Annotated in this window: 27 protein-coding genes; 8 read left to right on the top strand and 19 right to left on the bottom strand. The window is 35.7% G+C overall.

What is annotated here, in order from left to right; genetic code table 11:
- Position 1 precedes the first annotated feature (1 nt).
- The 7 genes from AC4BB5_RS09005 to AC4BB5_RS08975 form a co-directional block, all read right to left on the bottom strand.
- A complete protein-coding gene (locus tag AC4BB5_RS09005) occupies positions 2–640 on the bottom strand; it encodes a beta/alpha barrel domain-containing protein (RefSeq protein ID WP_490459001.1) in 639 nt (212 codons plus the stop codon).
- Positions 640–1,542, bottom strand: coding sequence for a 4-hydroxy-tetrahydrodipicolinate synthase (gene dapA, locus AC4BB5_RS09000; RefSeq protein ID WP_490459000.1), 903 nt, complete (start codon positions 1,540–1,542; stop codon positions 640–642). The genes AC4BB5_RS09005 and dapA overlap by 1 nt, the downstream gene beginning before the upstream one ends.
- Positions 1,543–1,557: 15 nt before the next feature.
- Positions 1,558–2,172: a KpsF/GutQ family sugar-phosphate isomerase gene (locus tag AC4BB5_RS08995; protein ID WP_490458999.1), complete on the bottom strand. Its 615-nt coding sequence runs from the start codon at positions 2,170–2,172 to the stop codon at positions 1,558–1,560.
- A gap of 40 nt (positions 2,173–2,212) precedes the next feature.
- A complete protein-coding gene (gene ulaA / locus AC4BB5_RS08990; RefSeq protein ID WP_490458998.1) occupies positions 2,213–3,472 on the bottom strand; it encodes a PTS ascorbate transporter subunit IIC in 1,260 nt (419 codons plus the stop codon).
- A 31-nt stretch (positions 3,473–3,503) separates the two neighbouring features.
- The gene (locus AC4BB5_RS08985; protein WP_490458997.1) at positions 3,504–3,782 is read right to left on the bottom strand and encodes a PTS sugar transporter subunit IIB; all 279 of its coding nucleotides are present in this window, start codon (positions 3,780–3,782) and stop codon (positions 3,504–3,506) included.
- A gap of 12 nt (positions 3,783–3,794) precedes the next feature.
- Positions 3,795–4,241: a PTS sugar transporter subunit IIA gene (locus tag AC4BB5_RS08980; protein WP_490458996.1), complete on the bottom strand. Its 447-nt coding sequence runs from the start codon at positions 4,239–4,241 to the stop codon at positions 3,795–3,797.
- Between the two features lie 421 nt (positions 4,242–4,662).
- On the bottom strand, positions 4,663–5,106 hold the full coding sequence (locus AC4BB5_RS08975; protein WP_490458995.1) for an NUDIX hydrolase: 444 nt from the start codon (positions 5,104–5,106) through the stop codon (positions 4,663–4,665).
- A gap of 173 nt (positions 5,107–5,279) precedes the next feature.
- On the opposite strand from AC4BB5_RS08975, the gene gloA reads away from it, so the two are divergent.
- Positions 5,280–5,654: a lactoylglutathione lyase gene (gene gloA, locus AC4BB5_RS08970; protein ID WP_490458994.1), complete on the top strand. Its 375-nt coding sequence runs from the start codon at positions 5,280–5,282 to the stop codon at positions 5,652–5,654.
- Positions 5,655–5,816: 162 nt separating this feature from the next.
- Entirely contained in the window at positions 5,817–6,536 is a 720-nt protein-coding gene (locus tag AC4BB5_RS08965; protein ID WP_490458993.1) for a gamma-glutamyl-gamma-aminobutyrate hydrolase family protein, read from the top strand.
- A gap of 55 nt (positions 6,537–6,591) precedes the next feature.
- Here the strand turns inward: AC4BB5_RS08965 and AC4BB5_RS08960 are convergent, their stop codons facing one another.
- Together AC4BB5_RS08960 and AC4BB5_RS08955 are read right to left on the bottom strand one after the other, a co-directional pair.
- The gene (locus tag AC4BB5_RS08960; protein WP_490458992.1) at positions 6,592–7,416 is read right to left on the bottom strand and encodes an aldo/keto reductase; all 825 of its coding nucleotides are present in this window, start codon (positions 7,414–7,416) and stop codon (positions 6,592–6,594) included.
- A gap of 232 nt (positions 7,417–7,648) precedes the next feature.
- The gene (locus AC4BB5_RS08955) at positions 7,649–8,665 is read right to left on the bottom strand and encodes a branched-chain amino acid aminotransferase (protein WP_490458991.1); all 1,017 of its coding nucleotides are present in this window, start codon (positions 8,663–8,665) and stop codon (positions 7,649–7,651) included.
- A 139-nt stretch (positions 8,666–8,804) separates the two neighbouring features.
- Here AC4BB5_RS08955 and AC4BB5_RS08950 point away from each other — a divergent pair, with 139 nt between their 5' ends.
- Positions 8,805–9,737 (top strand): mechanosensitive ion channel family protein, encoded by a 933-nt coding sequence (locus tag AC4BB5_RS08950; RefSeq protein ID WP_490458990.1) that lies wholly within the window; start codon positions 8,805–8,807, stop codon positions 9,735–9,737.
- Positions 9,738–10,051: 314 nt separating this feature from the next.
- Here AC4BB5_RS08950 and AC4BB5_RS08945 read toward each other — a convergent pair whose 3' ends face one another.
- Positions 10,052–11,179, bottom strand: coding sequence for an N-acetyldiaminopimelate deacetylase (locus AC4BB5_RS08945; RefSeq protein WP_490458989.1), 1,128 nt, complete (start codon positions 11,177–11,179; stop codon positions 10,052–10,054).
- A 116-nt stretch (positions 11,180–11,295) separates the two neighbouring features.
- The gene (locus AC4BB5_RS08940; RefSeq protein WP_490458988.1) at positions 11,296–11,736 is read right to left on the bottom strand and encodes a flavodoxin domain-containing protein; all 441 of its coding nucleotides are present in this window, start codon (positions 11,734–11,736) and stop codon (positions 11,296–11,298) included.
- Positions 11,737–11,869: 133 nt separating this feature from the next.
- Here AC4BB5_RS08940 and AC4BB5_RS08935 point away from each other — a divergent pair, with 133 nt between their 5' ends.
- Positions 11,870–12,334, top strand: a complete 465-nt coding sequence (locus AC4BB5_RS08935) for a MarR family winged helix-turn-helix transcriptional regulator (protein WP_490458987.1) — start codon at positions 11,870–11,872, stop codon at positions 12,332–12,334.
- 370 nt (positions 12,335–12,704) lie between these two features.
- Here AC4BB5_RS08935 and dapD read toward each other — a convergent pair whose 3' ends face one another.
- From dapD to racE, 5 genes are all read right to left on the bottom strand, one after another.
- Positions 12,705–13,406, bottom strand: coding sequence for a 2,3,4,5-tetrahydropyridine-2,6-dicarboxylate N-acetyltransferase (dapD, locus tag AC4BB5_RS08930; RefSeq protein WP_490458986.1), 702 nt, complete (start codon positions 13,404–13,406; stop codon positions 12,705–12,707).
- Between the two features lie 114 nt (positions 13,407–13,520).
- A complete protein-coding gene (gene cbpB / locus AC4BB5_RS08925; protein WP_490458985.1) occupies positions 13,521–14,018 on the bottom strand; it encodes a cyclic-di-AMP-binding protein CbpB in 498 nt (165 codons plus the stop codon).
- 281 nt (positions 14,019–14,299) lie between these two features.
- On the bottom strand, positions 14,300–14,815 hold the full coding sequence (locus tag AC4BB5_RS08920; protein ID WP_490458984.1) for a metallophosphoesterase: 516 nt from the start codon (positions 14,813–14,815) through the stop codon (positions 14,300–14,302).
- Between the two features lie 10 nt (positions 14,816–14,825).
- Positions 14,826–16,175 (bottom strand): ribonuclease PH, encoded by a 1,350-nt coding sequence (rph, locus tag AC4BB5_RS08915; protein WP_490458983.1) that lies wholly within the window; start codon positions 16,173–16,175, stop codon positions 14,826–14,828.
- Positions 16,176–16,215: 40 nt separating this feature from the next.
- Positions 16,216–17,043 (bottom strand): glutamate racemase, encoded by an 828-nt coding sequence (racE, locus tag AC4BB5_RS08910; RefSeq protein ID WP_490459052.1) that lies wholly within the window; start codon positions 17,041–17,043, stop codon positions 16,216–16,218.
- 444 nt (positions 17,044–17,487) lie between these two features.
- On the opposite strand from racE, the gene AC4BB5_RS08905 reads away from it, so the two are divergent.
- From AC4BB5_RS08905 to AC4BB5_RS08890, 4 genes are read left to right on the top strand one after another with little or no spacing between them, the layout of a single operon-like run.
- Positions 17,488–18,216, top strand: a complete 729-nt coding sequence (locus AC4BB5_RS08905) for an amino acid ABC transporter ATP-binding protein (protein WP_490458982.1) — start codon at positions 17,488–17,490, stop codon at positions 18,214–18,216.
- 32 nt (positions 18,217–18,248) lie between these two features.
- A complete protein-coding gene (locus AC4BB5_RS08900) occupies positions 18,249–19,073 on the top strand; it encodes a transporter substrate-binding domain-containing protein (RefSeq protein WP_490458981.1) in 825 nt (274 codons plus the stop codon).
- A gap of 46 nt (positions 19,074–19,119) precedes the next feature.
- Positions 19,120–19,818, top strand: coding sequence for an amino acid ABC transporter permease (locus AC4BB5_RS08895; RefSeq protein WP_490458980.1), 699 nt, complete (start codon positions 19,120–19,122; stop codon positions 19,816–19,818).
- 13 nt (positions 19,819–19,831) lie between these two features.
- Entirely contained in the window at positions 19,832–20,488 is a 657-nt protein-coding gene (locus AC4BB5_RS08890; protein WP_490458979.1) for an amino acid ABC transporter permease, read from the top strand.
- Between the two features lie 51 nt (positions 20,489–20,539).
- Here AC4BB5_RS08890 and pheT read toward each other — a convergent pair whose 3' ends face one another.
- The 3 genes from pheT to AC4BB5_RS08875 all read right to left on the bottom strand — a co-directional run bounded on the left by pheT (position 20,540) and on the right by AC4BB5_RS08875 (position 24,701).
- A complete protein-coding gene (pheT, locus tag AC4BB5_RS08885; protein WP_490458978.1) occupies positions 20,540–22,963 on the bottom strand; it encodes a phenylalanine--tRNA ligase subunit beta in 2,424 nt (807 codons plus the stop codon).
- Between the two features lie 6 nt (positions 22,964–22,969).
- Entirely contained in the window at positions 22,970–24,016 is a 1,047-nt protein-coding gene (gene pheS / locus AC4BB5_RS08880) for a phenylalanine--tRNA ligase subunit alpha (protein WP_490458977.1), read from the bottom strand.
- A 340-nt stretch (positions 24,017–24,356) separates the two neighbouring features.
- A complete protein-coding gene (locus AC4BB5_RS08875) occupies positions 24,357–24,701 on the bottom strand; it encodes a winged helix-turn-helix transcriptional regulator (protein ID WP_490458976.1) in 345 nt (114 codons plus the stop codon).
- Between the last annotated feature and the right edge of the window lie 66 nt (positions 24,702–24,767).

Here is a 24,767-nt window from a genome sequence, read left to right as displayed (position 1 = left end):
CTTAACTTTTTCCCATCTTATGTTTAACAACTGCCTGCTTCAATTGTTTAGCATTTACTGAGATTTCATCTTTTGTTCCTTTTGTTAAAAGACTACCTATCCCTATACAATCTACACCACTTTCTAACCACTCATCTATATTTTCTAAATTAACTCCTCCAGATGACATAATTGGAAGATATGGCGTTGGTGTTTTTAGTGTTGTAACCAGTGTTGGTCCATAGTACGTAGAAATTGGAAATGCTTTGACCATAGCTGCTCCTGCTTCAATTGCTGTTATCATTTCCGTTACACTGCTACAACCTGGCATATAAGGAATTTGATACCGATTACATAATTTACACACAGAGTCATCATAATTTGGAGCGATAATAAATTTCGCACCAGACAGAATTGCTAATCTAGCTGTTTCACTGTCCAGAACTGTTCCAGCTCCAATCAATAATTCTCCTTGATAATGCGCGTTTAACTGCTCAATGATCATACCTGCATTAGGCAGAGTATAACTGATTTCTAGGCAGTCCACACCACCTTTTAAACAACCATCAGCAATTTCAATTGCTCGCTCGATTGTTTCTACTCTAACAATTGCCATGATAGCAGTTTCTTCAATGCGTTTTAGTATATTTGTCCTAAACATCATTGCCCTCCTCTAAAAGAATCGATTTTTTTGTAATCTTCCATTGTTTGTGCAACTTCCAATAATAATTTATTATCTAACGGTTGAACAGGTAATCTAGGTTGTCCAACATCAATCCCTTGATAAGTGATAGCTGCTTTTAATACAGATGGAATGGTTCCAAGTTTTAAAATACGACGAAATTCTTCAATACTATCTTGCATTGTACGAGCTTCTTCTAATTTCCCTTCTAACCAGTATCGATAAATTGCTACGTCAATTTCGGTCAATACATTTGATGTAGCAGCAATTGCCCCTGTAGCTCCTAATTCTAATGCATCGAGTATCAAAGAATCTGATCCAGCCAAAATAGAGAACTGTTCATTTTTGGACGCATCAAGATATTTTTTTATATTTTCAATTTTGCCGCTACTATCCTTGATTCCAATAATATTCTGATGTTCAGCTAGACTAGAAACTGTACTATATTTTAGATCTATACCTGTATTTTTAGGAATGTTATATAATAAAATCGGCGCAACCTTTGCATCAGCAATTGTTAAATAATGAGTGAGTAACTCACTTTCAGTAGGAGAAACGAAGAACGGCGTAATAACAGATAATGCATCTGCACCCAACGACGTCATTTCTTTTGATAAGTTGATGACTTGATCTGTGCTATTTCCACCTGTACCCACATAAACAGGTACACGCCCGTTGGTTTCTGTGATAACAATTTCAGCGAATGTCAATTTCTCACACTCATTTAGAACATGAAATTCTCCATTTGTTCCAAGAATAAACAGGCCACTGACTTTTTTGTCAATCAAATGATTCACTAGTTTCTTTGTAGATTTCACGTTAATTTTATTTGTTTTATCTAGTGGTGTGACCATGGCTGTAATAATACCTGATGGCTTCATGTTTGGCTCTTCCTTTCATTGCTTTTGATGTGAAATACTTTGCCCTAAAGTTCCTCCAGGATGCCACTTTATATATTCCTTGCTTGTTATTCCTTTTTCCTCTTGTAACAAAACGCTCAAAGATTGAAGAATCAAGACCTCTGCTAAAATAGAAGCACGTGGAGGTTTATTCAAGGAATCCCCCTCTTTTTCTACCCCAGCAAAAAGGAAACAATTACTGTTTTTTGCCAACCATGATTTTTTTTTGCCCGTAACAGAAATAATTTTAGCGCCATTTTTCTTTAGTGTTTGAACAGTTTTTTTTAGTTCTTCTGTTTCACCACTATTTGAAATTGACAGCACAATATCCCCTGCCCTCACTTGACCTGCTGAACCATGAATTGCCTCAGTACCATCTAAAAAATAAGCCGGCGTTCCTGTTGAAGACAATAATGAAGCAACGTACTCTGCAACATGCCCAGGTTTTCCAATTCCAGTCACATGAACTCGCCCACCTTGCTTTTCTGAAGCGATAATCAATTCTTTTGCTTCAGCTAATCGTTCTACTGATATTTCTTGAATGAGCTTATTTAATTCTTCAGATGTATTTTCAAAAAAATCGAATAATAGTTGGTCTGTTTTTGGTTTCATTACTTTCTTTACCTCCAGTCTACTGAATTAGGCATGAATATTAAGTAAACAGATTCAATAACTTCTCAATAAAAATTCCGATTACATTATAATCTATGTTCGGAAACGTTGATCCTTCCAACCCCATACTTCCATACACTGGATAGAGTATCGTTGGTAAAAAGGCTAACAACAACCCAACTATAAACGATCCAGCAACCGCTCCACGCCATCCCCCAGTTGAATTGCCAAATACCCCTGCTGTTCCACCCGAGAAAAAACAAATATGAGCGGCTGGAATAATAACGATTGGGAATTTAAAGATTACCATAACTGCAACACCAACTAACCCTGCTGCATAGGCGGATAAAAAACCAACAATGACTGCAGTTGGAGCATATGGGAAAACAGTTGGCACGTCCAAAGCAGGACGGGAATTGGGAATAAATTTTTCTGAAATGGACACAAAAGCGGCAGTGATTTCTGCTAAAAACATGCGCACGCCTGTCATTAAAATAGACATTCCAGCAGTAAAAGTAAAAGCTTGAATCATTGGGAAAACTAACCAATGTGTAGTTCCTGCCAATTCTTGTGTGACTGATCGCCCAGCTTTTAAAGCGGATACATAAAAAAGGATAAGCATGATGACCGCAACGCCCATCAAAAAATCTCTAAAAAATGAGAGCCATTTAGGGAAGTTGATGTGCTCGGTGCTTTTATCTTCATGTTTACTAAAAAGTTTCCCGATATAACCTGATAGCGAGTAGCCAATCATATTAAAGTGTCCGATTGCAACATCATCACTACCAGTGATTTTCCGCATAAAGGGTTGACATAGTTGAGGAAGAGCGGCTGAACAAAATCCTAAAATTGTTCCTCCCAAAATAATTGCTGCAATATCTGAAATACCATGTGACTTTATAATCAATGAAAGAACACAGGCAAAGAATAAACTATGACCCGTTGTGAAGAAGATATTCTTCATTGGCGTGATACGAGCAAAAACTAAGTTCATTAAAAATCCTAAGATCAATGTACAAGACGTCACTAATGCATACTGCTCCTGAGCCATAGCAGTCGCTGCTTCAGGTGAAGCAACAACCCCGACAATATTAAAACCTGTTTGAAATAGTTTATTGAAATTCTGTAAAGCACCAGTCATCAATGCTCCTCCAGCGCTAAAAACCATGAACCCAATAATCGTTTTAAAGGTCCCAGTTAAAATTTCAGTACCTGTCTTCTTTTGAGCAACGAGTCCAACAAACGCTACAATACCTAACAAAACGGCTGGTGTACTTAAGAAACTAATAATAAAATCCACTTTTTTTCATCTCCTTGTGTTTACAACTGCATCAGCGGCTCAAAAACTGACTTAGTTTACTTTCAATTTCAATTTTATCTACGATATTATTGATACCAATAACTGTTTGCTTTAATCCTTGCGTTTCTAATTCTTTCGCAACATCTGCTAAGGTTATCAATAAGTCACCATCAAAGCCTGGAACCGCATCCAAAGAAGAATGTTCAACTTGAATTGGAAAACCATTTTCTGTAATTACTTGCTCCGTTTTTATTTTTAGCATTAAACTTGATCCTACTCCAGCTCTACAAGCAACAAGTGCTTTATACATATGATTCATCTCCTATTCCGTTTCAATAATATAGTTTAAAACATCCATTGGTGTTTCAGCTGTATCTAAAACCTGATAAAACTTCTGATCACTTAATAAGTTAACGAGCTCAGCCATAGACTCCAAATGAGTTTCACTATCTTTTGCACTCATACAAAATAGATATTTAACTGGATCATTTGCTATATTTCCTGATCTGATCGGTGTTTTTAATGTTGTGATACCCATTGCTAAATCTAGTGCACCAAATTGTGTTGGTGCATGAGGTAATGCCACATGTTTTGTGACCACAATGTAGGGGCCTGATGTTTGCGTTGTTTCAATAATTTTTTCGATATATTCCTCTGTAATTTTCCCTTCATTGAGCAGAGGCTGTGCTGATTGTCGAATTGCATCTTCCCAATCCACTGCTTTAACACCTAATTGAATATATTCTTTTTTTATCATCTCACTTAACAATATGCAACACCCCTTTTGAATTTCACCAAGCGTACGACTTATTGGTTCTATTTCAATATAATCTGTTTATGAAAGGGTTTCAATCTCTTTTGGATACTTATTTTGTACTAAGTTAAAACAAAAAGTGGTCTCATGAAATCCTATACGTTTAGCCAAATATGCTCTTCGAATTAAGGTGTTTATAAAATGTCATGTATATTTCTCATCCACTCATTTATACATTCTTTCCATTGCAATAATTGTATGACTTGAAACCAAACACTGTACCCAACACTCTTATTTTAGAAACAAAAATGTAATTTCTCATGTTTTTTTCAATGGTATTTTCCGTTTTCTGAATAAAGAAAAAACTGGAATCCCCCCATAAAGCAATAGCTCTCATGGATGGTTATCCCAGTCTGTTTTTAGTTGTTTTATTATTTTATTGATTGTTTCTCCATTTATGTACTGCCCACTTGTGACTACCGCGCTTTAGTAAATTAATTCCTTCCTCAACAGGAACCCAACTGATTGTATTAGTCTTTTCTAAAGGTTCGCACACTTTTGTCCAGCTGTCTGCAACAAAGAAATAGCCTGGATTATAGTAGTCAGTACTGCGATGTCTTGAATGAAAGTATTCGTCTGCTTGTCCTAGATACTCACCAATAATCACTTCGAACCCAAGCTCCTCAATCATTTCTCGATGAATCGCAACTTCTTTAGTCTCGCCTTGTTCAATTTCTCCACCCGGTAAAAAGTATGCTCCATTTGGTGCTTGAACCAACACTATTTCGGTACCATTTTTCCTTGATACAATAATATAAGCACCAAGCCTTTTTTTATAGACTAATGTTTCCATTTTCTTACCGAATGACGGTATTTTCATAAATACAACTCCCTTTTCTTTTAATCTAATTTTACATGAGAATTTTCTCATGAACAAGTAATATCTTATCATTTCATTCACAATTTTATTATAGTCTATGCTACTATAAAAATATCAATAGATTATATCCATGATCTACGATAATATCTACTCTTGAAAGGAAGATGACCCATATGAAAATGGCTCACACTTGTGTTCGTGTTAAAGATTTAGAAGCGTCGTTAGAATTTTATCAAAAGGCATTCAATTTTGAAGAAAGCCGCCGTCGTGATTTTCCTGAACATAAATTTACTTTAGTTTATCTGACATTGCCAGGTGATGCTTATGAACTAGAGTTAACGTATAATTATGATCATGAAGCTTACGATCTAGGCGATGGTTATGGTCATATAGCTATTAGTACAGATGAGATCGAAAAATTACATGAAGAACAAAAAAATGCTGGCTTCTCGGTTACAGATATGAAAGGTTTACCTGGAACTCCTCCATCATATTACTTTATTACTGACCCTGACGGCTACAAAATCGAAGTCATTCGTACTCGTTAACTCCAAATAAACAGTTAATCTTTTTTAGGTCATTCCTACTTTGAGATTAACTGTTTCTTTATTTGTGTTTGATTTCAGTTAGGCATTAAAGCCTTTTATATCCCTATTTTATAAAAAAAGTGATACACTGTTATTCTACATATTAATTGAGGACGTGATCTAATGACAACGATTATCGGCATAGCTGGAAATCAAATTATTCAATCCGTTGATGTTTTCAACGGCAACCATGTAAGTTACACACCACAAGGATTTGTGACAGCTATTCAAAAGACGGGCGGATTACCGATTATACTACCTATTGGAAATGAACAGACCGCTACAGCTTATATATCTAAAATAGATAAATTACTCCTAGCTGGAGGACAAGACATTTCTCCAGATCTATTTGGCGAACAACCTCACCCGAAACTAGAAGAAACCAATCGCAGTCGTGATATTTTTGAACTAGCTCTGATCAAAGAAGCTATCAAACAAGGGAAACCTATTTTTGCAGTTTGTCGAGGGATGCAGTTATTAAATGTTGCTTTAGGAGGAACTTTATATCAAGATCTTTCACTATATTCTAAGTGGCAAGTTAAACATGGTCAACAGCCTACGCAACCACAATTTGCAACACATGATATCCAAATAGAAAAAGACACTACTTTGTATACGTTGCTTGGAGCAAAGTATCGAGTGAACTCTTATCATCATCAAGCGCTTAAAACATTAGCATCTCCATTAAAAATTACCGCAAGATCATCTGATGGTCTTGCAGAAGCAATTGAGTCAAATGATCCAACTCAAAGAATATTAGGTGTTCAATGGCATCCTGAACTTCGTTTTGATGTGGAAGCAAAAGAATTTAAGTTATTCGATTATTTTGTAAATCAGTTATAAAAAAGCTAGGAAATTGTTTTACAACAATTTCCTAGCTTTTTTTACTTTCATCACATTAAAAATCAAAATTATCTGGATCAGGACCTAAACGTTCATTTGTATTTAGCTCATTGATTTGCTTGATATCTTCTTCACTTAATTCAAAATCAAATACATCAAAGTTCTGTTTGATTCGCTCTTGGTGAACCGATTTCGGAATAACAATAATATCGTTTTGTAAGTGCCAACGAATGATGACTTGTGCTGCCGTTTTATTATATTTTTTACCAATAGCAACTAATGTTGGGTTTTCTAAAATTTTGCCCTGTCCTAATGGAGACCATGCTTCAACTGCAATTTTATTATCAGATAAAAATTTACGCAATGGCCCTTGTGTCAATGTAGGATGAATCTCGATTTGATCAACCATAGGCACAACTTTAGCATCTTTAAGCAAGTCTTCAATATGATGTTTATGAAAATTAGAAACCCCGATCGCTTTCACACGTCCACTTTGATAAATTTCTTCCATAGCACGCCAAGAATCCTTATATTTCCCTTCTACTGGCCAATGGATCAAATATAAATCAATATAATCTAGCCCAAGCTTCTTCAAGCTCTCATCAAAAGCTTTTAAAGTTGAATCGTATCCTTGATCAGCATTCCATAATTTAGTTGTTACAAAAATTTCTTCTCGAGGAACGCCAGAACGACGAATTCCTTCGCCAACACTTGCTTCATTTTTATAGGCGGCTGCAGTGTCAATCAAACGATAACCCGTTTCTAACGCCCACTTCACAGAATCAACGGCCTCTTTCCCATCTTCCACACGCCATACCCCTAACCCTAAACGTGGGATAATTGAGCCATTCATTAACTGTTTTGTTTTTTCAAAAGACATATTTTTTCATTCCTTTCTTAAAAAAATGAATACAGACTTAGTATACCCCTTAAAACACAAGATGGAAACTAACTGGATTGCTATCAAGTTTAGAAATCACTCAGTTCTTTTTCCGTATTTTTTGTTTGCCCAACTTCGTATCAATTAAAAAACAAAAAAAGAAAACAACGAGAACTTTTCGTTATTTTCTTTTTTTACTCGTATGAAGTTAGTCATCCTTTGACAACATTATTTATATCTTTATATTTCTGATCCAACCGTCTGGTGCAGTTAAATCTCCAAATTGAATCCCTGTCAGCTCATCATAAAGTTTTTGAGTTACTGGTCCTACCTGAGTTTCACTATAAAATACATGGAAATCATCGTAAGTTTGAATACCGCCAATTGGTGAAATCACAGCTGCAGTTCCACAAGCTCCGGCTTCTTTAAATTGGTCCAAAGAATCAATATAAACATCTTCTTCGACAGCTTCCATTCCCAGATTATGTTCAGCTAAATAAAGTAATGAATATTTCGTTATACTAGGCAAAATCGATGGTGATAAAGGGGTAACAAAACGATCGTCTTTAGTGATTCCAAAGAAATTAGCTGACCCAACTTCTTCAATTTTGGTATGGGTTGCAGGATCAAGGTAGATACAATCTGAAAAACTCTTCTCATGAGCTTCATTTCCTGGAAGCAAACTAGCTGCATAGTTTCCACCGACTTTGATTGCACCAGTTCCATGAGGTGCAGCACGATCATAATCGGAAAATATAAAGTTTGTAGGCGTTAAGCCACCTTTGAAATATGCACCAACAGGCATACAAAAAACAGTGAAAAGATATTCTGGAGCAGGATGTACACCGATCCCTTCACCAACGCCAATCAGAAGAGGTCGAATATATAACGTTCCGCCACTACCATAAGGTGGAACAAAAGCCTCGTTAACTTTTACGACTTCTTCGACTGCACGAATAAATTTTTCTTCTGGAACTTCTGCCATCATTAAACGCTTAGCGCTTCGATTCATCCGTTTAGAATTTTCATCCGCTCTAAATAGATTGATTGAACCATCCTTACATCGATAGGCTTTTAAACCTTCGAAACATTGCTGTCCATAATGAAGTGCCGCTGAACCTTCATGGATATGCAACATATTATCTTCCGTTAATTTCCCTTCATCCCATTGACCATCTTTCCAATACGAAATATAACGAAATGGTGTTTTTATATAATCAAAACCTAATTTATCCCAATCTATTGTCATACGATCACTCCTTATTTTCAGAATATTGTAACACATTTCCCATGAATTTGTTAAGCTTTTTCATAAATAATGACATCTTTTTTCAAATTCAAGTATAATGATAAAGTAATCATCGTTAAAACAGAAAGTTGGGCTATCCTTGTTTATTCTTGGACAATCAATATCTAGTACAACAGTTGAAAGTACAATGGATTCTACACTTGACATAAAAGCTGTCACTGAAAAAAAAGTAAACGCTCTTCAGCGTTTTTGGAATGGAATCAATTGGGATCAAATCATTGCTACTTTGATTGAAAAAGCGATTTTCCTCTTATTTTTGATTCTTCTTTTTGTGATTCTTAACCGAATAGGAAAAGGACTGATTGATAAAACTTACGGTAACTATAGTAAAAAACAATCTCTTAGTGAGAGTCGATTGAAAACATTACACACTTTGATCAATAATGCGTTCCAATATACCCTCTTTTTCTTTTTCATTTATTCCTTGTTAACGGTTATTGGCGTTCCTGTCGGCTCCCTTCTTGCTGGAGCGGGTATTGCTGGCGTAGCGATTGGTTTAGGTGCTCAAGGGTTTATGAATGATATTATTACAGGTTTTTTTATCATTTTGGAACAACAAATGGATGTAGGAGATTATATCCGCTTGACTGCACTAGGAATTGAAGGAACGGTCACAGCAGTAGGGCTTAGAACAACACAGATGAAGGCCTTAGATGGTACCGTTCATTTTATCCCAAACCGAAATATAACAACTATAAGCAACCTCTCCAGATCAAATATGCAAGTTCTAATTGATGTTCGAATTGTGCCTGATGAGGGATATGACCAAATCACAACGATTATTGATCATGTTAATCATGAGTTAAAAGAAAAGTACAATGAAAGCATTCAAACCGGACCGACGATTTTCGGTATGGTAGATCTTGGAAATGGTAACTTTGCTGTTCGAACGACAATGTATGTACTAAATGGCAAACAAGCACCTATTAGGGAAGAATTTTTAGCTCAATATGTAAAAAAACTCTCTGAAGCCAATTTCACGATTCCAAATACACCAATTACACTAAAATAGAAAATACGAATACAAGGGAAGATCTTCTATAACTGATCCTCCCTTGTATTTGTTATTCTTTCTTGATAAATGTCAAAGAAGCACTCTGAACAAAGTATTTTTTGCTCTCCAAAATACCAATGCTTAAAGAAATTAATCCCATCCACAGCTTGATGAAAAGTGTAGTTAGCTCCCTTAAGCCTCTTTTTTAATTTCTTTTTCTCGAATATCGCTTGGCGCACCTATCATTTTCAGTAATTAGGTGTTTATATACAGAAAAATGCTCAAAATCTTCACTTCTTTTTTCATAAACTCAATACTTTCATACGTTCACCTTATTTATCCAAATACAGTAAAAATTTGCCAATCTGGGTTACTGCAAAGGGAATCGCTTCTTCTTTAGGGTTAAATTTAGCAGAATGTAGACCGTACGGACTATCCACACCTAACCAAAACATCATTCCCGGTACTTTAGATAATAAGTAACCAAAATCTTCCCCTGTCATCGCAACATCTGCCTCTTCAAATAAGACATCCGGATTTGATTCCATAAACGATATGAAATTTTCAGTAATTTTTTTATCATTGATAACTGGAAGATACCCCTTTTGATCTAAGAATACATCCACCTCACAGTTAAAGGATTTTGCAATCCCTTCACCGATTTCTCTGATTCTGGTTTGTGTTAATTGATTCATTTCATCTGTTAATGTACGAATCGTACCAGAAATCGTCGCTTCCCCTGCTATCACATTTGTTGTGCTTCCAGCATTAAATGTACCAAATGTTACAACTGCTCCCTCAATAGGATTCACATTTCTACTAACGATTGTTTGCGCCTGCTGAACAAGACTCATACCTGCTATAATCATATCGTTTGAATTATGTGGAAATGCTGCATGTCCACCTTTTCCTTTTAAAGTGATTTGTACTTCACAGGTCGCAGCAAAAAGGGTACCGACTTTTGTCGTAACCGTACCTACTGATAACTCAGGATTCACATGAAGACCATAAAATTCCTCTGGTAACCAAGATCCAAATGCATTATCTTCGTACATCAACATACCGCCAGCTTCATTTTCTTCTGCTGGTTGAAAAAGGAATAAATAATTATTCTCAGGTTGTTTTAAAGTCATTTGCTCTAATAATCCTAAACCAATCGTCATATGAAAATCATGACCACATGCATGCATATATCCTTTATGTATGGACTGAAAACCAGAAGAAACCTCTTCCGTAATTGGTAATCCATCAATATCAGCACGCCAACCAATCGTTTTTTTAGGGTTTTTCCCATGAACAAAAACTAAAATACCAGTCCGCCATGTTTTATACTCTAAAAAATCTTTATCAATTGATTGGATTATTTCTAATAAAAGGTTTTGTGTTTTTTCTTCTTCCAAACCAATTTCTGGTATCTGGTGCAGCTTCCTGCGAATTTCAATTAAGTGTTCTTGAATCACCGCTCATCTTCCTCTTTTCTATTTCTCTATATCTTATTGTTGAATAAAAAGGTTCTCATGTCAATCCTCCAATAAGAGAAATTTTATAACATTTAGCTGTTCAAGTGTAATCTCCCTTACAAGTTTGCTAAATAATTTTGAGCAAACGCGCTGATTTTTTCCAAATCAATTCCTTTTAGTTTATTCTCTTCACTTACCGGAACCCAAGAAGGTTTGTAGCCACCAAAAGAAACAATTTCAATTGCTTCGTTTCTGATCAAAGCAGGAATACTCGCAATGATTACATCTTCCGTCGTTTTTGGTTTTGAATTGCATAGATAGCAAGCTATTTTTTTAGATAATAAATCGATTTGATTTTTTTTCAAGAAATCTCTAATTGGTTTGTACATCTTATCATTTCGTACACCTGCTCCAACAATAATATGAGTGAAATCTTCTATGCTTGGTTTCTCCTGATCAATGTCAACAATCGTAGAATTACTTATCTTGATTCCTAAAATTTTTGCACATTCTTTTGATGCACCAGATTTTGTACCATATATAATCAATGTTTTCATTCATTTCACCTTTATTCCTCTCTTTGCTTTACAGATGTTTTTAAGCTTGCTATGATAGTTTTGTTCAATAAACTTTCGACAAAAAAGAATCTCGTCAAACGAGATAAATTAAGCATAAAGCGAGGATACAGATTTGTCAAACAATGAAAACTTAAAAACAAGTTCAGCTAAAAAACAACTCACAACCTTATTACGAGGATTTGGTTCACGATCTATTTTACACCAACAAGCGCTTGTTCAATCTTTAAAAATCCCAGCAAATGACTATATTTCAATTGATTTGTTAAATGAGTTAGGTCCTTTAACTGCAGGAGAACTTGCCACAAAAACTGGATTGTCGACAGGAACCATCACCGCCTTGATTGATCGCTTGGAAAAAATCGGCTATGCTCATCGAGACAAAGATCCTAATGATCGCAGACGGGTAATGATTGTACCTACGTACGAAGATAAAGAAGAAATACAACAAGCCTACCAGCCATTGGACGCTGCTATGCAAAAACTAGCGCAAGAGTATTCTGATAAAGAGTTACAATTTATTAATCAATTTTTATCTAAAGCCATTGTAGTATTAGATGAGCAGTTACAAAAAAAATAAACTGTGTCTGTTTAATGTTGCTCGGACTTAAGTTTTGAGCCGCTTGAGGTATAGTTATTCACAGTACATTTCTGTTGATCTGCTCTGATTTGCATCTCATCATTTAGATAGATCTCCACTTTTGATTTCTTGTTCCCATTCAAGAGAAGGATATCTAATGATTCACACTGAATACACTAAAACTAGGCTTAATGTCTGCTGTAGAGGATAACTAGACTTCCTCACCTATTGCGATCAAGATACCGCAACAGTTAATTTTTTTATTTTCATACTATTTGTTCCTCTGAAAGTTTAATATAAGAAAAAATGGATCAAAGCTCTTCAAGAGCCTTGATCCATTTTTTAAATCTAATTGCGTTAATTTCAACGACTATAGTTTACGCAGTTCTTCCATTATGTTTGTTTTGCTTTTAGTTTTTGCATCAATATCTTTGATCTTTTTGGCTGGTACACCAGCAACTACAGTAAACGGTGCTACATCGTCAACAACAATTGCACCAGCTGCAACAACTGCTCCTTCTCCTACACGAACTCCTTCTAAAACGACAGCATTCGCACCAATTAAAACATTGTCTTCAATTACTACAGGCTCTGCACTAGGTGGCTCAATCACGCCTGCAAGAACAGTCCCCGCACCAATATGACAGTTCTTTCCTACGGTTGCCCTACCACCTAAAATAGCACCCATATCGATCATTGTGCCCTCGCCAATCACGGAACCAATATTAATAATAGCCCCCATCATGATCACAGCATTATCACCAATCTCAACTTGATCTCTTATTATAGCCCCTGGTTCGATACGGGCATTGATTTCTTTAATATCAAGCATCGGAATTGCAGAATTTCTCGAATCATTTTCAATAACGTAATCTATAATGTTTTCTTTGTTTTTTTCAAGAAATTCTTTTACGGTTTTCCATTCACCAAATAACGTTCCCGTTTTACAATTAGTAAAAGCTTGAATGTCATCAGGAAAAGTCACTTCTTTAAGTTTGCCTTTTAAAGTCACTTTTACTGGTGTTTGTTTCTCAGCGTTCCCAATATAATTGATGATTTCATATGCGTCCAATAAAATAACTCCCTTCAATTTAAACAGCCGTTGCAAATGTAAAACACACGTGCTGTATTCTTGTGTTTCGATTGTCAAAAAACAGGAAGGAAATGAGTCATTGATTCAAAATACTCAAATCACTTTCATTTCTATCGTTTCTCCATCAGTTTTAGGTAAGATAATATTCTTCCGCTCTAACTCATGAGCCATGTGATTGATTGCTTTTAACAGTTCTTTGCGCGTGATGATTCCTTTAAAACGTTGATTATCATCTACAACAGGTAAAAACGCAGCATCCACTAACAAATGAAGAACATCTTCTAATTCCCATTGTTCACCTATTACTGGAACGTTCACTTCCATCACGTCGGCTACTGTAAAATTTTTTAATTTATCAAAATCAACAGATGTGATATCGAACATTTTATCAACAACATCAGATAAACTGATTAATCCGACAAAGCGATCCCCTTTGTCTAAAACTGGGATTTTTGAATATTTCACTTGTGATAACACTAATAGAGCATGACTTAGCGGATTTAAGCACATTACATTTGCTACATTTTCCGCCGGTATTAAAAAGGTTTCTTGTTTTTCTAATAATAATTCTTTTACAGCAGTTCCAATCATTGGAGTGCCTCCATTTCATTTTCTTTACTACGACTATCATTGTACAGAAAACGGATGCAAATGTCTTTAAATTCAAACTTTTTTCATAACTGTTAAAAAAAATTAAGATTTGACCTTATTTTCTTCACTTTTTCTTCTGAATTAAAAAAGAATCACTCATACCTACTGTTCACTGTAGATATACTCCATATAACAGATTCACTATCGAATAAGTTTTGTCATATAGCACCTATTCGACTAACTGTTTTAGCTATTTTTGAAACGACTTCATTCAAAAAAAATTACTTTTTATTAAAAACAAAATGTAACTCTTTATATGGTTGGTTCTCCCGTCCATAATATTGAACAGTCAGCTGCTCTGGTGTACTTTCAATGATCGCATAAGATTTTAGTTGGATCGGACCTCTAGGTTGACTAATGCTACCAGGATTCAAATAAAGAACATTGCCTCTAACCTCACAACCAATTTCATGTGTGTGCCCAAACAATACAATGTTTGCATTAACTTCAGCAGCTTGTAAAGCAAGAGAAGTTAAACCAGTGCGTACACTAGACAAGTGGCCATGTGTCATGAAAATAGTATCTGTTCCACTTTTTTCTACTATTACATTTGGAAAATCAGGGTCGTAATCACAATTTCCTTTAACAACAATAAAATTATTCCACAATGTATCAGTAGGTTCTAATTCTGAATCGCCGCAATGAAACATTTTATCCACTTTGCCTTGATAGGTTTCTACTAAATTGACTAATATATCACGATCACCATGATTATCACTCACCACTAGATATTTCATGCAATTCCTCCTAATTTTTTAACCAATTTTCCCATTGACTTCTTAGTTTTGCAACAGCTATTCCTCTATGACTGATTTCGTTTTTACGGTCATCCGAAAGTTCGGCAGCTGTTTTTTGTTCTTCTGGTATGAAAAATAATGGATCATAACCAAATCCCTGATCCCCACGAGGAATCGTGCCAATTTGTCCTTCCCACTCACCTTCTACTACTAAACTATCTTTCTTAGGAGCAGCAAAAACAAGTGTGCAATGAAAGGTTGCTGTTCTTTTTTCTTTAGGTACTCCTGTTAATTCATGCAGTAACTTCGCATTATTAGCAGCGTTATTAGTCGGTTCACCCGCAAATCGCGCTGAAAAAATTCCAGGCATGCCATCTAGTGCATCTACAATCAATCCTGAATCATCTGCTAAGACTGGTTGCTTTAGAATATTCGCTATTGTCTCTGCTTTTAACCGAGCATTTTCTTCAAAAGTATTTCCTGTTTCCTCAACATCTGGTAATTCTGGAAAATCTAGCAACGTTTTTACACGATACCCTTTTTCAGCAAAAATTTTCGTAAATTCTTTAGCTTTCCCTGGATTTCTTGTAGCAATAACGATTGTTTTATTGTCTGATGGAAAATTTTTTTCTGTTATTTGCTGCAGCAAAACTTCTTTCTGGAAAGCAATTAAGTGTTCAATACCTGTTTTGCCATAAAATAATAAGGAGTTCAGCTCATCACCAGAAAATGTCGCCTCTTCGCCAGTCCCTTGAAGCTCAACAAAATTACCAGATTCTGTCATTACTAAATTCATATCCACAGCAGCTGCTGAATCTTCCTCATAGTCCAAATCAAGAACACACTCACCATTATTTAAAATACCCGCACTAACTGCTGCTAAATATTCTTTGATTGGGTCCTCTTGTAAAATCCCAGCCTGTAACATTTTTTCAACTGCTATTTTCATAGCCACAAAAGCTCCAGTAATGCTTGCTGTTCGAGTGCCACCATCCGCTTGAATAACATCACAATCAACAATGATACTTCGCTCCCCAAGCTTTTTCAAATCGATAACTGCTCTTAACGACCGTCCAATCAGTCGCTGAATCTCCATTGTTCTACCAGTCAGTTTTCCTTTGGCACTTTCACGAATATTTCTAGTATTAGTAGACCTTGGAAGCATGCTATATTCAGCCGTTACCCACCCTGTTCCTTCACCTCTTAGAAATGGTGGAACTTTTTCTTCCACGGTTGCAGAACAAATTACTTTAGTATCGCCAAAAGAAATCACTACAGAACCCTCTGGGTGTTTGTACACATTGGTCTCAATCGTAACTTTTCTCAATTCCTTTGCTTGCCTTCCATCGTGTCTAATCATGCGTTTTCCTCCCTTAGTCAGTACAATTTTCCGCTCTGCTTCACAATTCAAACCTATCGATTTGTGATAATCGTACCTGTTGAACAGTCAGTTTTTCTAAATTTAACCAATCATCAGCAATTGTTTTGAACATTTTAGCAGATCCTGTTGTATAAAATTCATTTGGTTTATTTTTATGTTCTGGGCTATTTGCTATATCAAAATAATCCAACAGCATACTTACCTCACTAACCGTTTCAGCTCCAGAATCAATCAGGCTCACCTGATTCCCCATTACATTTTGAATCAAAGGTCTCAATAACGGGTAATGAGTACAACCCAGAATCAATGTATCTAGTTTTTTCAATTGTAATGGATTTAATGTTTCCGATACAATTTTTTTTGCAACAGATGAATGAATCTCATTACTTTCAACAATTGGAACAAATTTTGGACAAGCAAGACTAGAAATGAAAGTATCTGGTGCTTTACTTTTTAAAGCTTCTTCATAAGCACTGCTTTTAATTGTTCCTGCAGTTCCAATAACACCAATTCGCTTATTTTTTGTAGCCTTTAATGCTGCCCTAGTTCCAGGTAAAATAACCCCAACTACTGGTATGTCTAGTTCCCCTTTAATTTCTTCTAATGCAACAGCAGTCGCGGTATTACAAGCAATCACTAACATTTTAATGTTTTTTTCTAAAAGAAAATTCGTCATTTCCCAAGTAAATTGAACCACTTGTTCAGCGGGTCTTGGTCCATAAGGGCATCGTGCGGTATCACCTAGATAAATCAAACGTTCATTAGGTAGTTGCCTTAATGCTTCTTTAACTACGGTGAGCCCTCCGACCCCAGAATCTATAAATCCTATTGCTTCATGCTTATTCAAGTCAATCAAACCTTTACAGTATTTTTTCAACACTCTTATTCTCTACTTTTTGGCACTTTTTTTCAAGTTTTATCATCGCCAACTTCTATTATATCATTCTTTATAAAGGAAGTTTTCAATTGTTCTTCTTTGGTCCTTTTGAAAAAAAACTGGTAATCTCATTTTTCATATGTTATAATTTCTAACATTAACAAACAGATAGATTTATGATGAACAGATTAAATGAAAAAGAAAAGTGTTTTTATAAACAGACAATATTATAGGCTCAAATCCTCTCGAAAAACCTTACACATATTAATTTAAGGTTTATATATACGACTTTCCATTTTCTCAGTTTTAATTTTTATTAGTTTTCCTCATTTGTTATCTATCAATTTTTATTCACTTATCAGTCAACTATCATTAAAAATGATGTGACAATTTTATACATAAAGGAGAATGACTATGATTTCGTTGGAACATGTAAATAAGTATTTTGGAGATCATCATGTATTGAAGGATGTTTCTTTAAATGTCAACGAAGGAGAAAAGATCGTAATCATCGGACCATCAGGTTCTGGTAAAAGCACTTTGATTCGTTGTATAAATCATTTAGAAAAGGTCACTGATGGCCACATATTTGTCGATGGCATTGACATTACAAAACCTAAGGCACCTATTCAAAAAGTACGCCAAAAAGTGGCAATGGTTTTTCAAAGTTTTAACTTATATGCCCACAAAACAATTATTCAAAACCTTACTTTAGCCCCAATCAAAGTTAAAGGTGTTAGTAAAGAAGAAGCAACAAAGACTGGAATGGAATACTTAGAAAGAGTGGGATTAGCTGACAAAGCAAATGCTTACCCTGCTCAACTTTCTGGCGGTCAACAACAACGTGTCGCTATTGCCAGAGCATTGAATATGCATCCAGAAATCATCTTATTTGATGAGCCAACCTCGGCACTCGATCCAGAAATGATTCAAGAGGTGTTAGATGTTATGGTCGATTTATCTAAACAAAATATCACTATGATTTGTGTTACACATGAAATGGGGTTTGCCCGCCAAGTAGCCGATAAAGTCATTTTTATGGATGACGGTCAAATCATTGAAACAGGCACACCTGAACATTTCTTTACGAGCACTCAAAATGAGCGTGCTAAAGAATTTTTAAGCAAAATCATTCATAATTAATTCAACAAAACAATCACAAGGAGGAATTTTAAATGAAAAAAACAAAAAAACTACTAGGTGCATTATCTCTTACTTTATTACTCGCTTTAATTGTAGGCTGCGGCAGCAACGGGGAAAATAAGAACTCAGCTGATTCTGATAATAAAGGTACTACGGACATTCAAAAAATTAAAGATGCTGGTGTTATCAAAGTTGGCGTTAAAGAAGATGTTCCCAACTTTGGTTATATGAATCCTGATACGAATAAAAATGAAGGCATGGAACCAGATATTGCCCGTCAGATTGCTAAGGAACTGACCGGTAGCGAAGAGAATGTGGAGTTTGTTGGTGTAACAGCTAAAACTCGCGGACCTTTATTAGATAATGGCGAATTGGATATGGTTATTGCGACATTTACCATCACTGATGAACGCAAAGAAACCTATAACTTTACAACACCATATTACAAAGATGAAGTTGGTTTTTTAGTTAGAAAAGCAGACAAATTTACTGATACTGCAAGTTTAGATGGAAAAACAATCGGTGTTGTTCAATCTGCAACAACAAAAGAGGCTATTGAAAAAAAGGCAAAAGAACTGGGCGTATCATTTAAATATCAAGAACTTGGTTCTTATCCAGAACTAAAAACAGCCTTAACCTCTAAAAGAATTGATGCTTTTTCTGTTGATAAATCTATTTTGACTGGCTATGTCGATGATAGTACAGAAATTCTTAAGGACGGTTTCTCTCCACAAGAATATGGTGTTGCGACTAAGAAATCAAATACTGAGTTAAATGATTTCTTGAATAAATCTATTGAAAAATGGGAAAAAGACGGTACTTTAGAAAAAATTTACAAAAATTGGAATCTGGACTAATAATTGCCGATTCTATGCTATTTTTTAGAATTTGGGAGGAAATTAGATGTTCATTATAGCAAACACCGGACCATTTGCGCTTTTTAGATGGGAAGCATTACTTAAAGACTGGAGACTTTTTGCTGATGCTTTCCTCTACACTATTCTATTAGCCGTGGGGTCACTGATCGTTGCGATATTACTGGGGATTTTTTTCGGTAGCCTATCCGCAATGCGCAATAAATTACTAAATTTAGTCAGTCGAATTTACGTTGAATTTTTCCAGAATACGCCATTATTGATTCAGTTTATTGTCGTCTATTATGGTTTCCCATTGATTAGTCCTATGTTAACCTTTTCGACAACCACAATTGCTATTATCTGTGTTGGTCTTTATCATGGTGCATACATTTCTGAGGTCGTTCGTTCTGGAATCGGCGCAGTTCCTAAAGGTCAATTTGAAGCAGCGTATTCACAAGGTTTTTCTTATGGTAAAACGATGCGTTATGTAGTCTTACCACAAGCTTGGCGTATTATGCTGCCACCACTGACTAATCAAATTGTCAACTTAATAAAAAATACATCGACTGTAGCAATCATTTCAGGTGCTGATGTGATGTTTACCGCTAATAGTTGGTCTTCAATCAATTTGAACTATATACCCGCTTTTGCTGTAGCAGGATTTCTTTATTTTATTCTTTGCTTCCCATTAGCCAAGTTAGCTCGAAAACTTGAAGAAAATAATAAGAAAGCTTATACCAGATAGGAGGTTCGCAAACATGTCTTTTTCAGAACAAATGAGTCAACTTCTGACCGGCAATAATTTGCGCTTTTTATTTGATGGTTTGAAGCTTACTCTTTATATTTCTTTTGTATCAATTATTTTAAGTACTATTTTTGGGACAATTTTGGCTGTTTTACGAAATCAAAAATCAGGTCTTTTGAAGTTCTTGTCTAGTCTGTATATCGAAGTCGTACGAAACATCCCTAATTTACTATGGATTTATGTAATTTTTTTGATTTTTAAAATCAAATCCACTCCAGCGGGCATCGTCAGTTTTACCGTTTTCACCACCGCAGCTCTAGCCGAAATTATTCGCGGTGGTTTAAATGGTGTAGACAAAGGTCAAAAAGAAGCAGCTCGATCACAAGGATTTAGTAAATTACAAATTCTTATTTACATCGTGTTACCACAAGCTATTCGTAATGTCTTACCTGCAATAGTTTCTCAGTTTGTAACAGTAATTAAAGATACCAGTTTTTTATATTCGGTTATTGCGCTGCAAGAACTATTCGGGAAATCCTACATTTTAATGGGACGTTATGCTCAAACAGGTCAAGTTTTTGCTATATACGGACTTGTCGCTTTGATGTATTTCGTGATCAACTTTTCTATCTCTCAGTTTTCTAGATGGCTATCTAGAAACTGGGCATAAAAATAAGAGTAGAGTCTAAACTATTTTATAGTCAGGCTCTACTCTTATTTTTTATCGAATTGTCACATTAAATTGCTCAGTCAAAGCATTCTCAACTTTTTCCATCCATTGATTGATTTCTTCATCAACCAAGGTTGCTTCCGCATTTACAAATGTTAGGCTGTAAGCCATTGATTTTTTACCTTCAGCGATATTATCTCCTTGGTAAACATCAAACAAATGAACAGTTTGCAAGAATTTTCCAGCATGTTTAGAAATCGTTCCAACTAACTCTTGACTAGTTACTGTTTCATCAACCAATAAGGCAATATCTCTAGAAACAGCTGGGAATTTTGAAATTTGTTGATAAACTAAGGCTTCATTTTCTTCTTCTAGAATAGCTTGAAGATTCAATTCAGCAGCATATGTTTCAGGAATGTCATATTCTTTTGCAATTGTCGGATGAACTTGCCCAATAAAACCAATGACTGTATCATTTAATTTAATTAGAGCGGTTCTTCCTGGATGCAACTCTTGATTATCTTTCGCCGCTTCATAAGATATTTTATGGGTTATTCCCACGGAATCGAACAACACTTCCAACATTCCTTTGATCGTATAAAAATCAACTGGCACTTCTTTTGTCTGCCAATCTTTGACCACTTTATTTCCTGATAATACCAACCCTAAATGATTTTCTTCGTATGGCAATTCTTTTTTCGGATCGTTATCTTGGTAAAACACTCTCCCAATTTCATAAAGAGCAACATTATTATTTTTCCGTGCAACATTATACGCAACATCATCTAATAAACCTGAAATCAAATTCATTCTTAAAACAGATCTTTCCTCGCTCATTGGCCACTGTAAAGTTGTTGTCAGACTTTCTCTCATCATGAATTGACGAGATTTTTCTTCTGTCGTTAATGCATAACTGATTGCTTCACTTGCACCACAACCTTCTAATAGACCTTTGATTTTACGAACTAGCTCTTGACCACTCGTTAAACTACCAGCTACAGTTTCTCCTTTTGGCAATGTTGATGGTAAATTATCGTAGCCGTAAATTCGCGCAACTTCTTCGATCAAATCTGCTTCGATTCTGATATCCCAACGTCTAGGTGGAACTGTTACCGTGAACTTTTCTTGGTCAAGTGAGTAAGCAAAACCTAATGTATCAAAAATTTCACTGACAATTGAATGATCCATCTTAGTACCTAAATACTCGTTGATTCGTGAAATCGTTACACTTACAAAAACATCTTCAATTGTTAAGTCAGACCCGATTGCTTTTCCAGAAACAACCGTACCTCCTGCTAATTTAGCGATCATGGCTGCAGCTACATCTCCTGCTTCACCAATCGTTGCATGATTGATACCTTTTTCAAATCTACTAGAAGACTCACTACGTAAATTGAATTCTTTGGACGTTCTACGAATAGATAACGAATCAAACAAAGCTGACTCTAATGCTACCGTTGTTGTTGCTTCGGTAATTTCTGAATCTGCGCCGCCCATTACCCCGGCTAAAGCAACCGGGATTTCCCCATTTGTAATAACAATGTTTTCATCAGATATTTTACGTGTTTCACCATCTAAAGTAATCATTTCTTCTCCAGTTTTACCACGTCTCACCAAAATAGTTTTGCTGTTTAACTGATCATAATCAAATGCATGTAATGGTTGCCCAAATAATAGAAGAATGTAGTTTGTTATATCTACCACATTATTGATTGGACGAATCCCTTCATTCATCAAACGTGTTTGCAACCACATTGGACTTTCTCCAATTTTAACGTCTTTGATGATTCTGATTTGATACGCAGGCGCATCCTTTTCATCTTCCACTTTTACAGAGATATACTCTGCCGCAGTCTCACTTGTATCTTCTTTTAAACGTTCATCGTTAAATTTAGGCGTTTGACGATAAATAGCACCTACTTCATAAGCAACTCCGCGCATACTTAATGCATCGGCGCGATTTGGTGTAATGGATAATTCGATAATATGGTCATCCATATCTAAATAAGAGAAGACATCCTCGCCATTAATAGCATCTTGAGGCATATAATAAATCCCTTCAGAATACGCTTTAGGGATCACACTATCTGAATAACCTAATTCTTGTAAAGAACAGATCATACCGTTTGAAACTTCACCACGCATTTTACCCTTTTTAATTTTTTGATTACCAGTAATGCGAGATCCTGGTAAAGCTACGATCACTTTAATACCGACTTTAACATTTGGTGCGCCACAAACTATTTGGGATAATTCTTCTTCACCAATATCCACTTGGCAAATCGACAAATGATCAGAATTTGGATGAGGAATGCATTCTTTGACCTCACCAACAACTATTTTCTTTAATCCTTCTTCTGGTACTTCAACCCCTTCAACTTCGATTCCTGTTAAAGACATCTGGTCCGATAACTCTTTGGCTGAAATTTTTGATAGATCTAAATATTCACTTAACCATTTATAAGAAACTAACATTGTCGATTACTCCTTTACCTTGAACTGATTTAAGAAACGTAAATCATTTTGATAGAAATTACGAATATCATTCACACCGTAACGTAACATCGCTACACGATCTGGTCCCAGACCAAACGCAAAACCGCTATACTCATTAGGATCAATTCCTGACATACTCAAAACATCTGGATGCACCATACCAGCTCCTAAAATTTCGATCCAGCCAGTTTGTTTACATACATTACAGCCAGAACCGCCACATTTGAAGCAGCTCACGTCCACTTCAACAGAAGGTTCTGTAAAAGGAAAATAACTTGGACGTAGTCGGATTTTACGATCTTCACCAAACATTTTCTTCATAACGACCTCTAAAGTTCCTTTAAGATCTCCCATCGTAATGTTTTTATCGATGACTAATCCTTCGATTTGATGGAATTGATGACTGTGAGTAGCATCATCTGTATCTCTGCGGAATACTTTTCCTGGAGAAATCATGCGCAATGCGCCTGTTGAAAAGTCATGTTTTTCCATTGTTCTAGCCTGTACAGGTGATGTATGCGTGCGAATCAAAATTTCATCAGAAATATAAAATGTATCTTGCATATCACGAGCTGGGTGATCTTTAGGTAAGTTCATCCGCTCGAAGTTATAATGATCCGATTCCACTTCATAACCTTCAACAACTTGATACCCCATACCAACAAAAATATCTTCGATTTCTTCCATTACTTGAGACAATACATGACGAGTCCCGCGGGTCATTTGCTTACCTGGTAGTGTTACATCAATTGTTTCCTGCTCTAATGCAGCATTTAGTGCCACTGTTTCTAGAACTTCCTTACGTGATTCTATAGCTTCAGTCAATAGATCACGAATTTCGTTAGCAAAACTTCCTACCACTGGACGTTCTTCTGCTGATAAGTCTTTCATCCCTCTCAAAACTTCTGTGATAGGTCCTTTTTTACCTAATGTTTCAACTCTGATTTGATTTAGCGCATTAAGATCAACTACATTTTGAATATTAGTCAATGTTTCATTCTTTAATGCTTCTAATTGAGCTTTTAATGTCATTTTACTATCCCTTTCCTTTGCTTAATGATTAAACTGAGTTACATTAGTTTAGTAATTTTAATATAAAAAAACGATAGCTCGCTCCTCTATAAAGGAACGAGCTATCGTGTTACCATCCTACTTCATGACAAAAAATCATGCACTCAATTCTTATATCGGCTCTCACCGGTCTGATCTCTTTGGAACAAACTAACTCTGGAAGTGAACTTCATTTTTCGACTACGCAACCTGTTTTCAGTCTAAGACAGGTTTTCCCTTTTCGTATCAGCCAAATTACTCGTTTCCATCAACGTTTTTTATTATTCAATTGATTACAGTTTACAAGAAATTAAGACCTAGGTCAACTGCATTCTTCGGCTGTGACCCATTTTTCTGCCCAAAACTGGATTTGTTCCATTGCTTGTTGTAAGTCTTTACCTTTATTTGTGAGGAAATATTCTAGACGACTGCTCTCATCACAGCGAACTGCTTTTGAGATGATTCCTTCTGCTTCAAGCTCTTTCAAGCGTTCTACTAACACTCGATCGCTCAGCTCTGGAATCTTTTGTCTTAGCTCACCAAATCGTTGAGGACCATTCTCCAACAAGACATCGATAATCAAACCATTCCATTTTTTTCCTAAAATAGCAAAAGCCTTTTCAAATTTAGGACATAGTGAAAAGTCGGTTGTTTTTACTTGCTCCATTTTCCTCACCTCATGCACTGAGTATAGCATACAACTTACAATTTGTAAGTAGATTTGCTTTCTTTT

Source organism: Enterococcus sp. AMC1252 (assembly GCF_058216515.1).
The sequence above is the reverse complement of the archived record's forward strand: the minus strand, read 5'-3'. Positions and strand labels throughout refer to the sequence as shown.

Coding starts and splice junctions, on each gene's coding strand:
- pheS (WP_490458977.1), bottom strand. CDS start 24,016: ATGACATTAAAAGCTCAATTAGAAGCATTAAAGAATGAAACATTGACT.
- AC4BB5_RS08995 (WP_490458999.1), bottom strand. CDS start 2,172: ATGAAACCAAAAACAGACCAACTATTATTCGATTTTTTTGAAAATACA.
- AC4BB5_RS08905 (WP_490458982.1), top strand. CDS start 17,488: ATGATTTCGTTGGAACATGTAAATAAGTATTTTGGAGATCATCATGTA.
- gloA (WP_490458994.1), top strand. CDS start 5,280: ATGAAAATGGCTCACACTTGTGTTCGTGTTAAAGATTTAGAAGCGTCG.
- cbpB (WP_490458985.1), bottom strand. CDS start 14,018: ATGATTGGAACTGCTGTAAAAGAATTATTATTAGAAAAACAAGAAACC.
- AC4BB5_RS08975 (WP_490458995.1), bottom strand. CDS start 5,106: ATGAAAATACCGTCATTCGGTAAGAAAATGGAAACATTAGTCTATAAA.
- AC4BB5_RS08960 (WP_490458992.1), bottom strand. CDS start 7,416: ATGTCTTTTGAAAAAACAAAACAGTTAATGAATGGCTCAATTATCCCA.
- rph (WP_490458983.1), bottom strand. CDS start 16,175: ATGATTAGACACGATGGAAGGCAAGCAAAGGAATTGAGAAAAGTTACG.
- AC4BB5_RS08985 (WP_490458997.1), bottom strand. CDS start 3,782: ATGTATAAAGCACTTGTTGCTTGTAGAGCTGGAGTAGGATCAAGTTTA.
- AC4BB5_RS08900 (WP_490458981.1), top strand. CDS start 18,249: ATGAAAAAAACAAAAAAACTACTAGGTGCATTATCTCTTACTTTATTA.
- AC4BB5_RS08965 (WP_490458993.1), top strand. CDS start 5,817: ATGACAACGATTATCGGCATAGCTGGAAATCAAATTATTCAATCCGTT.
- AC4BB5_RS08940 (WP_490458988.1), bottom strand. CDS start 11,736: ATGAAAACATTGATTATATATGGTACAAAATCTGGTGCATCAAAAGAA.
- pheT (WP_490458978.1), bottom strand. CDS start 22,963: ATGTTAGTTTCTTATAAATGGTTAAGTGAATATTTAGATCTATCAAAA.
- AC4BB5_RS09005 (WP_490459001.1), bottom strand. CDS start 640: ATGTTTAGGACAAATATACTAAAACGCATTGAAGAAACTGCTATCATG.
- AC4BB5_RS08920 (WP_490458984.1), bottom strand. CDS start 14,815: ATGAAATATCTAGTGGTGAGTGATAATCATGGTGATCGTGATATATTA.
- AC4BB5_RS08895 (WP_490458980.1), top strand. CDS start 19,120: ATGTTCATTATAGCAAACACCGGACCATTTGCGCTTTTTAGATGGGAA.
- AC4BB5_RS08955 (WP_490458991.1), bottom strand. CDS start 8,665: ATGACAATAGATTGGGATAAATTAGGTTTTGATTATATAAAAACACCA.
- dapA (WP_490459000.1), bottom strand. CDS start 1,542: ATGAAGCCATCAGGTATTATTACAGCCATGGTCACACCACTAGATAAA.
- AC4BB5_RS08890 (WP_490458979.1), top strand. CDS start 19,832: ATGTCTTTTTCAGAACAAATGAGTCAACTTCTGACCGGCAATAATTTG.
- AC4BB5_RS08875 (WP_490458976.1), bottom strand. CDS start 24,701: ATGGAGCAAGTAAAAACAACCGACTTTTCACTATGTCCTAAATTTGAA.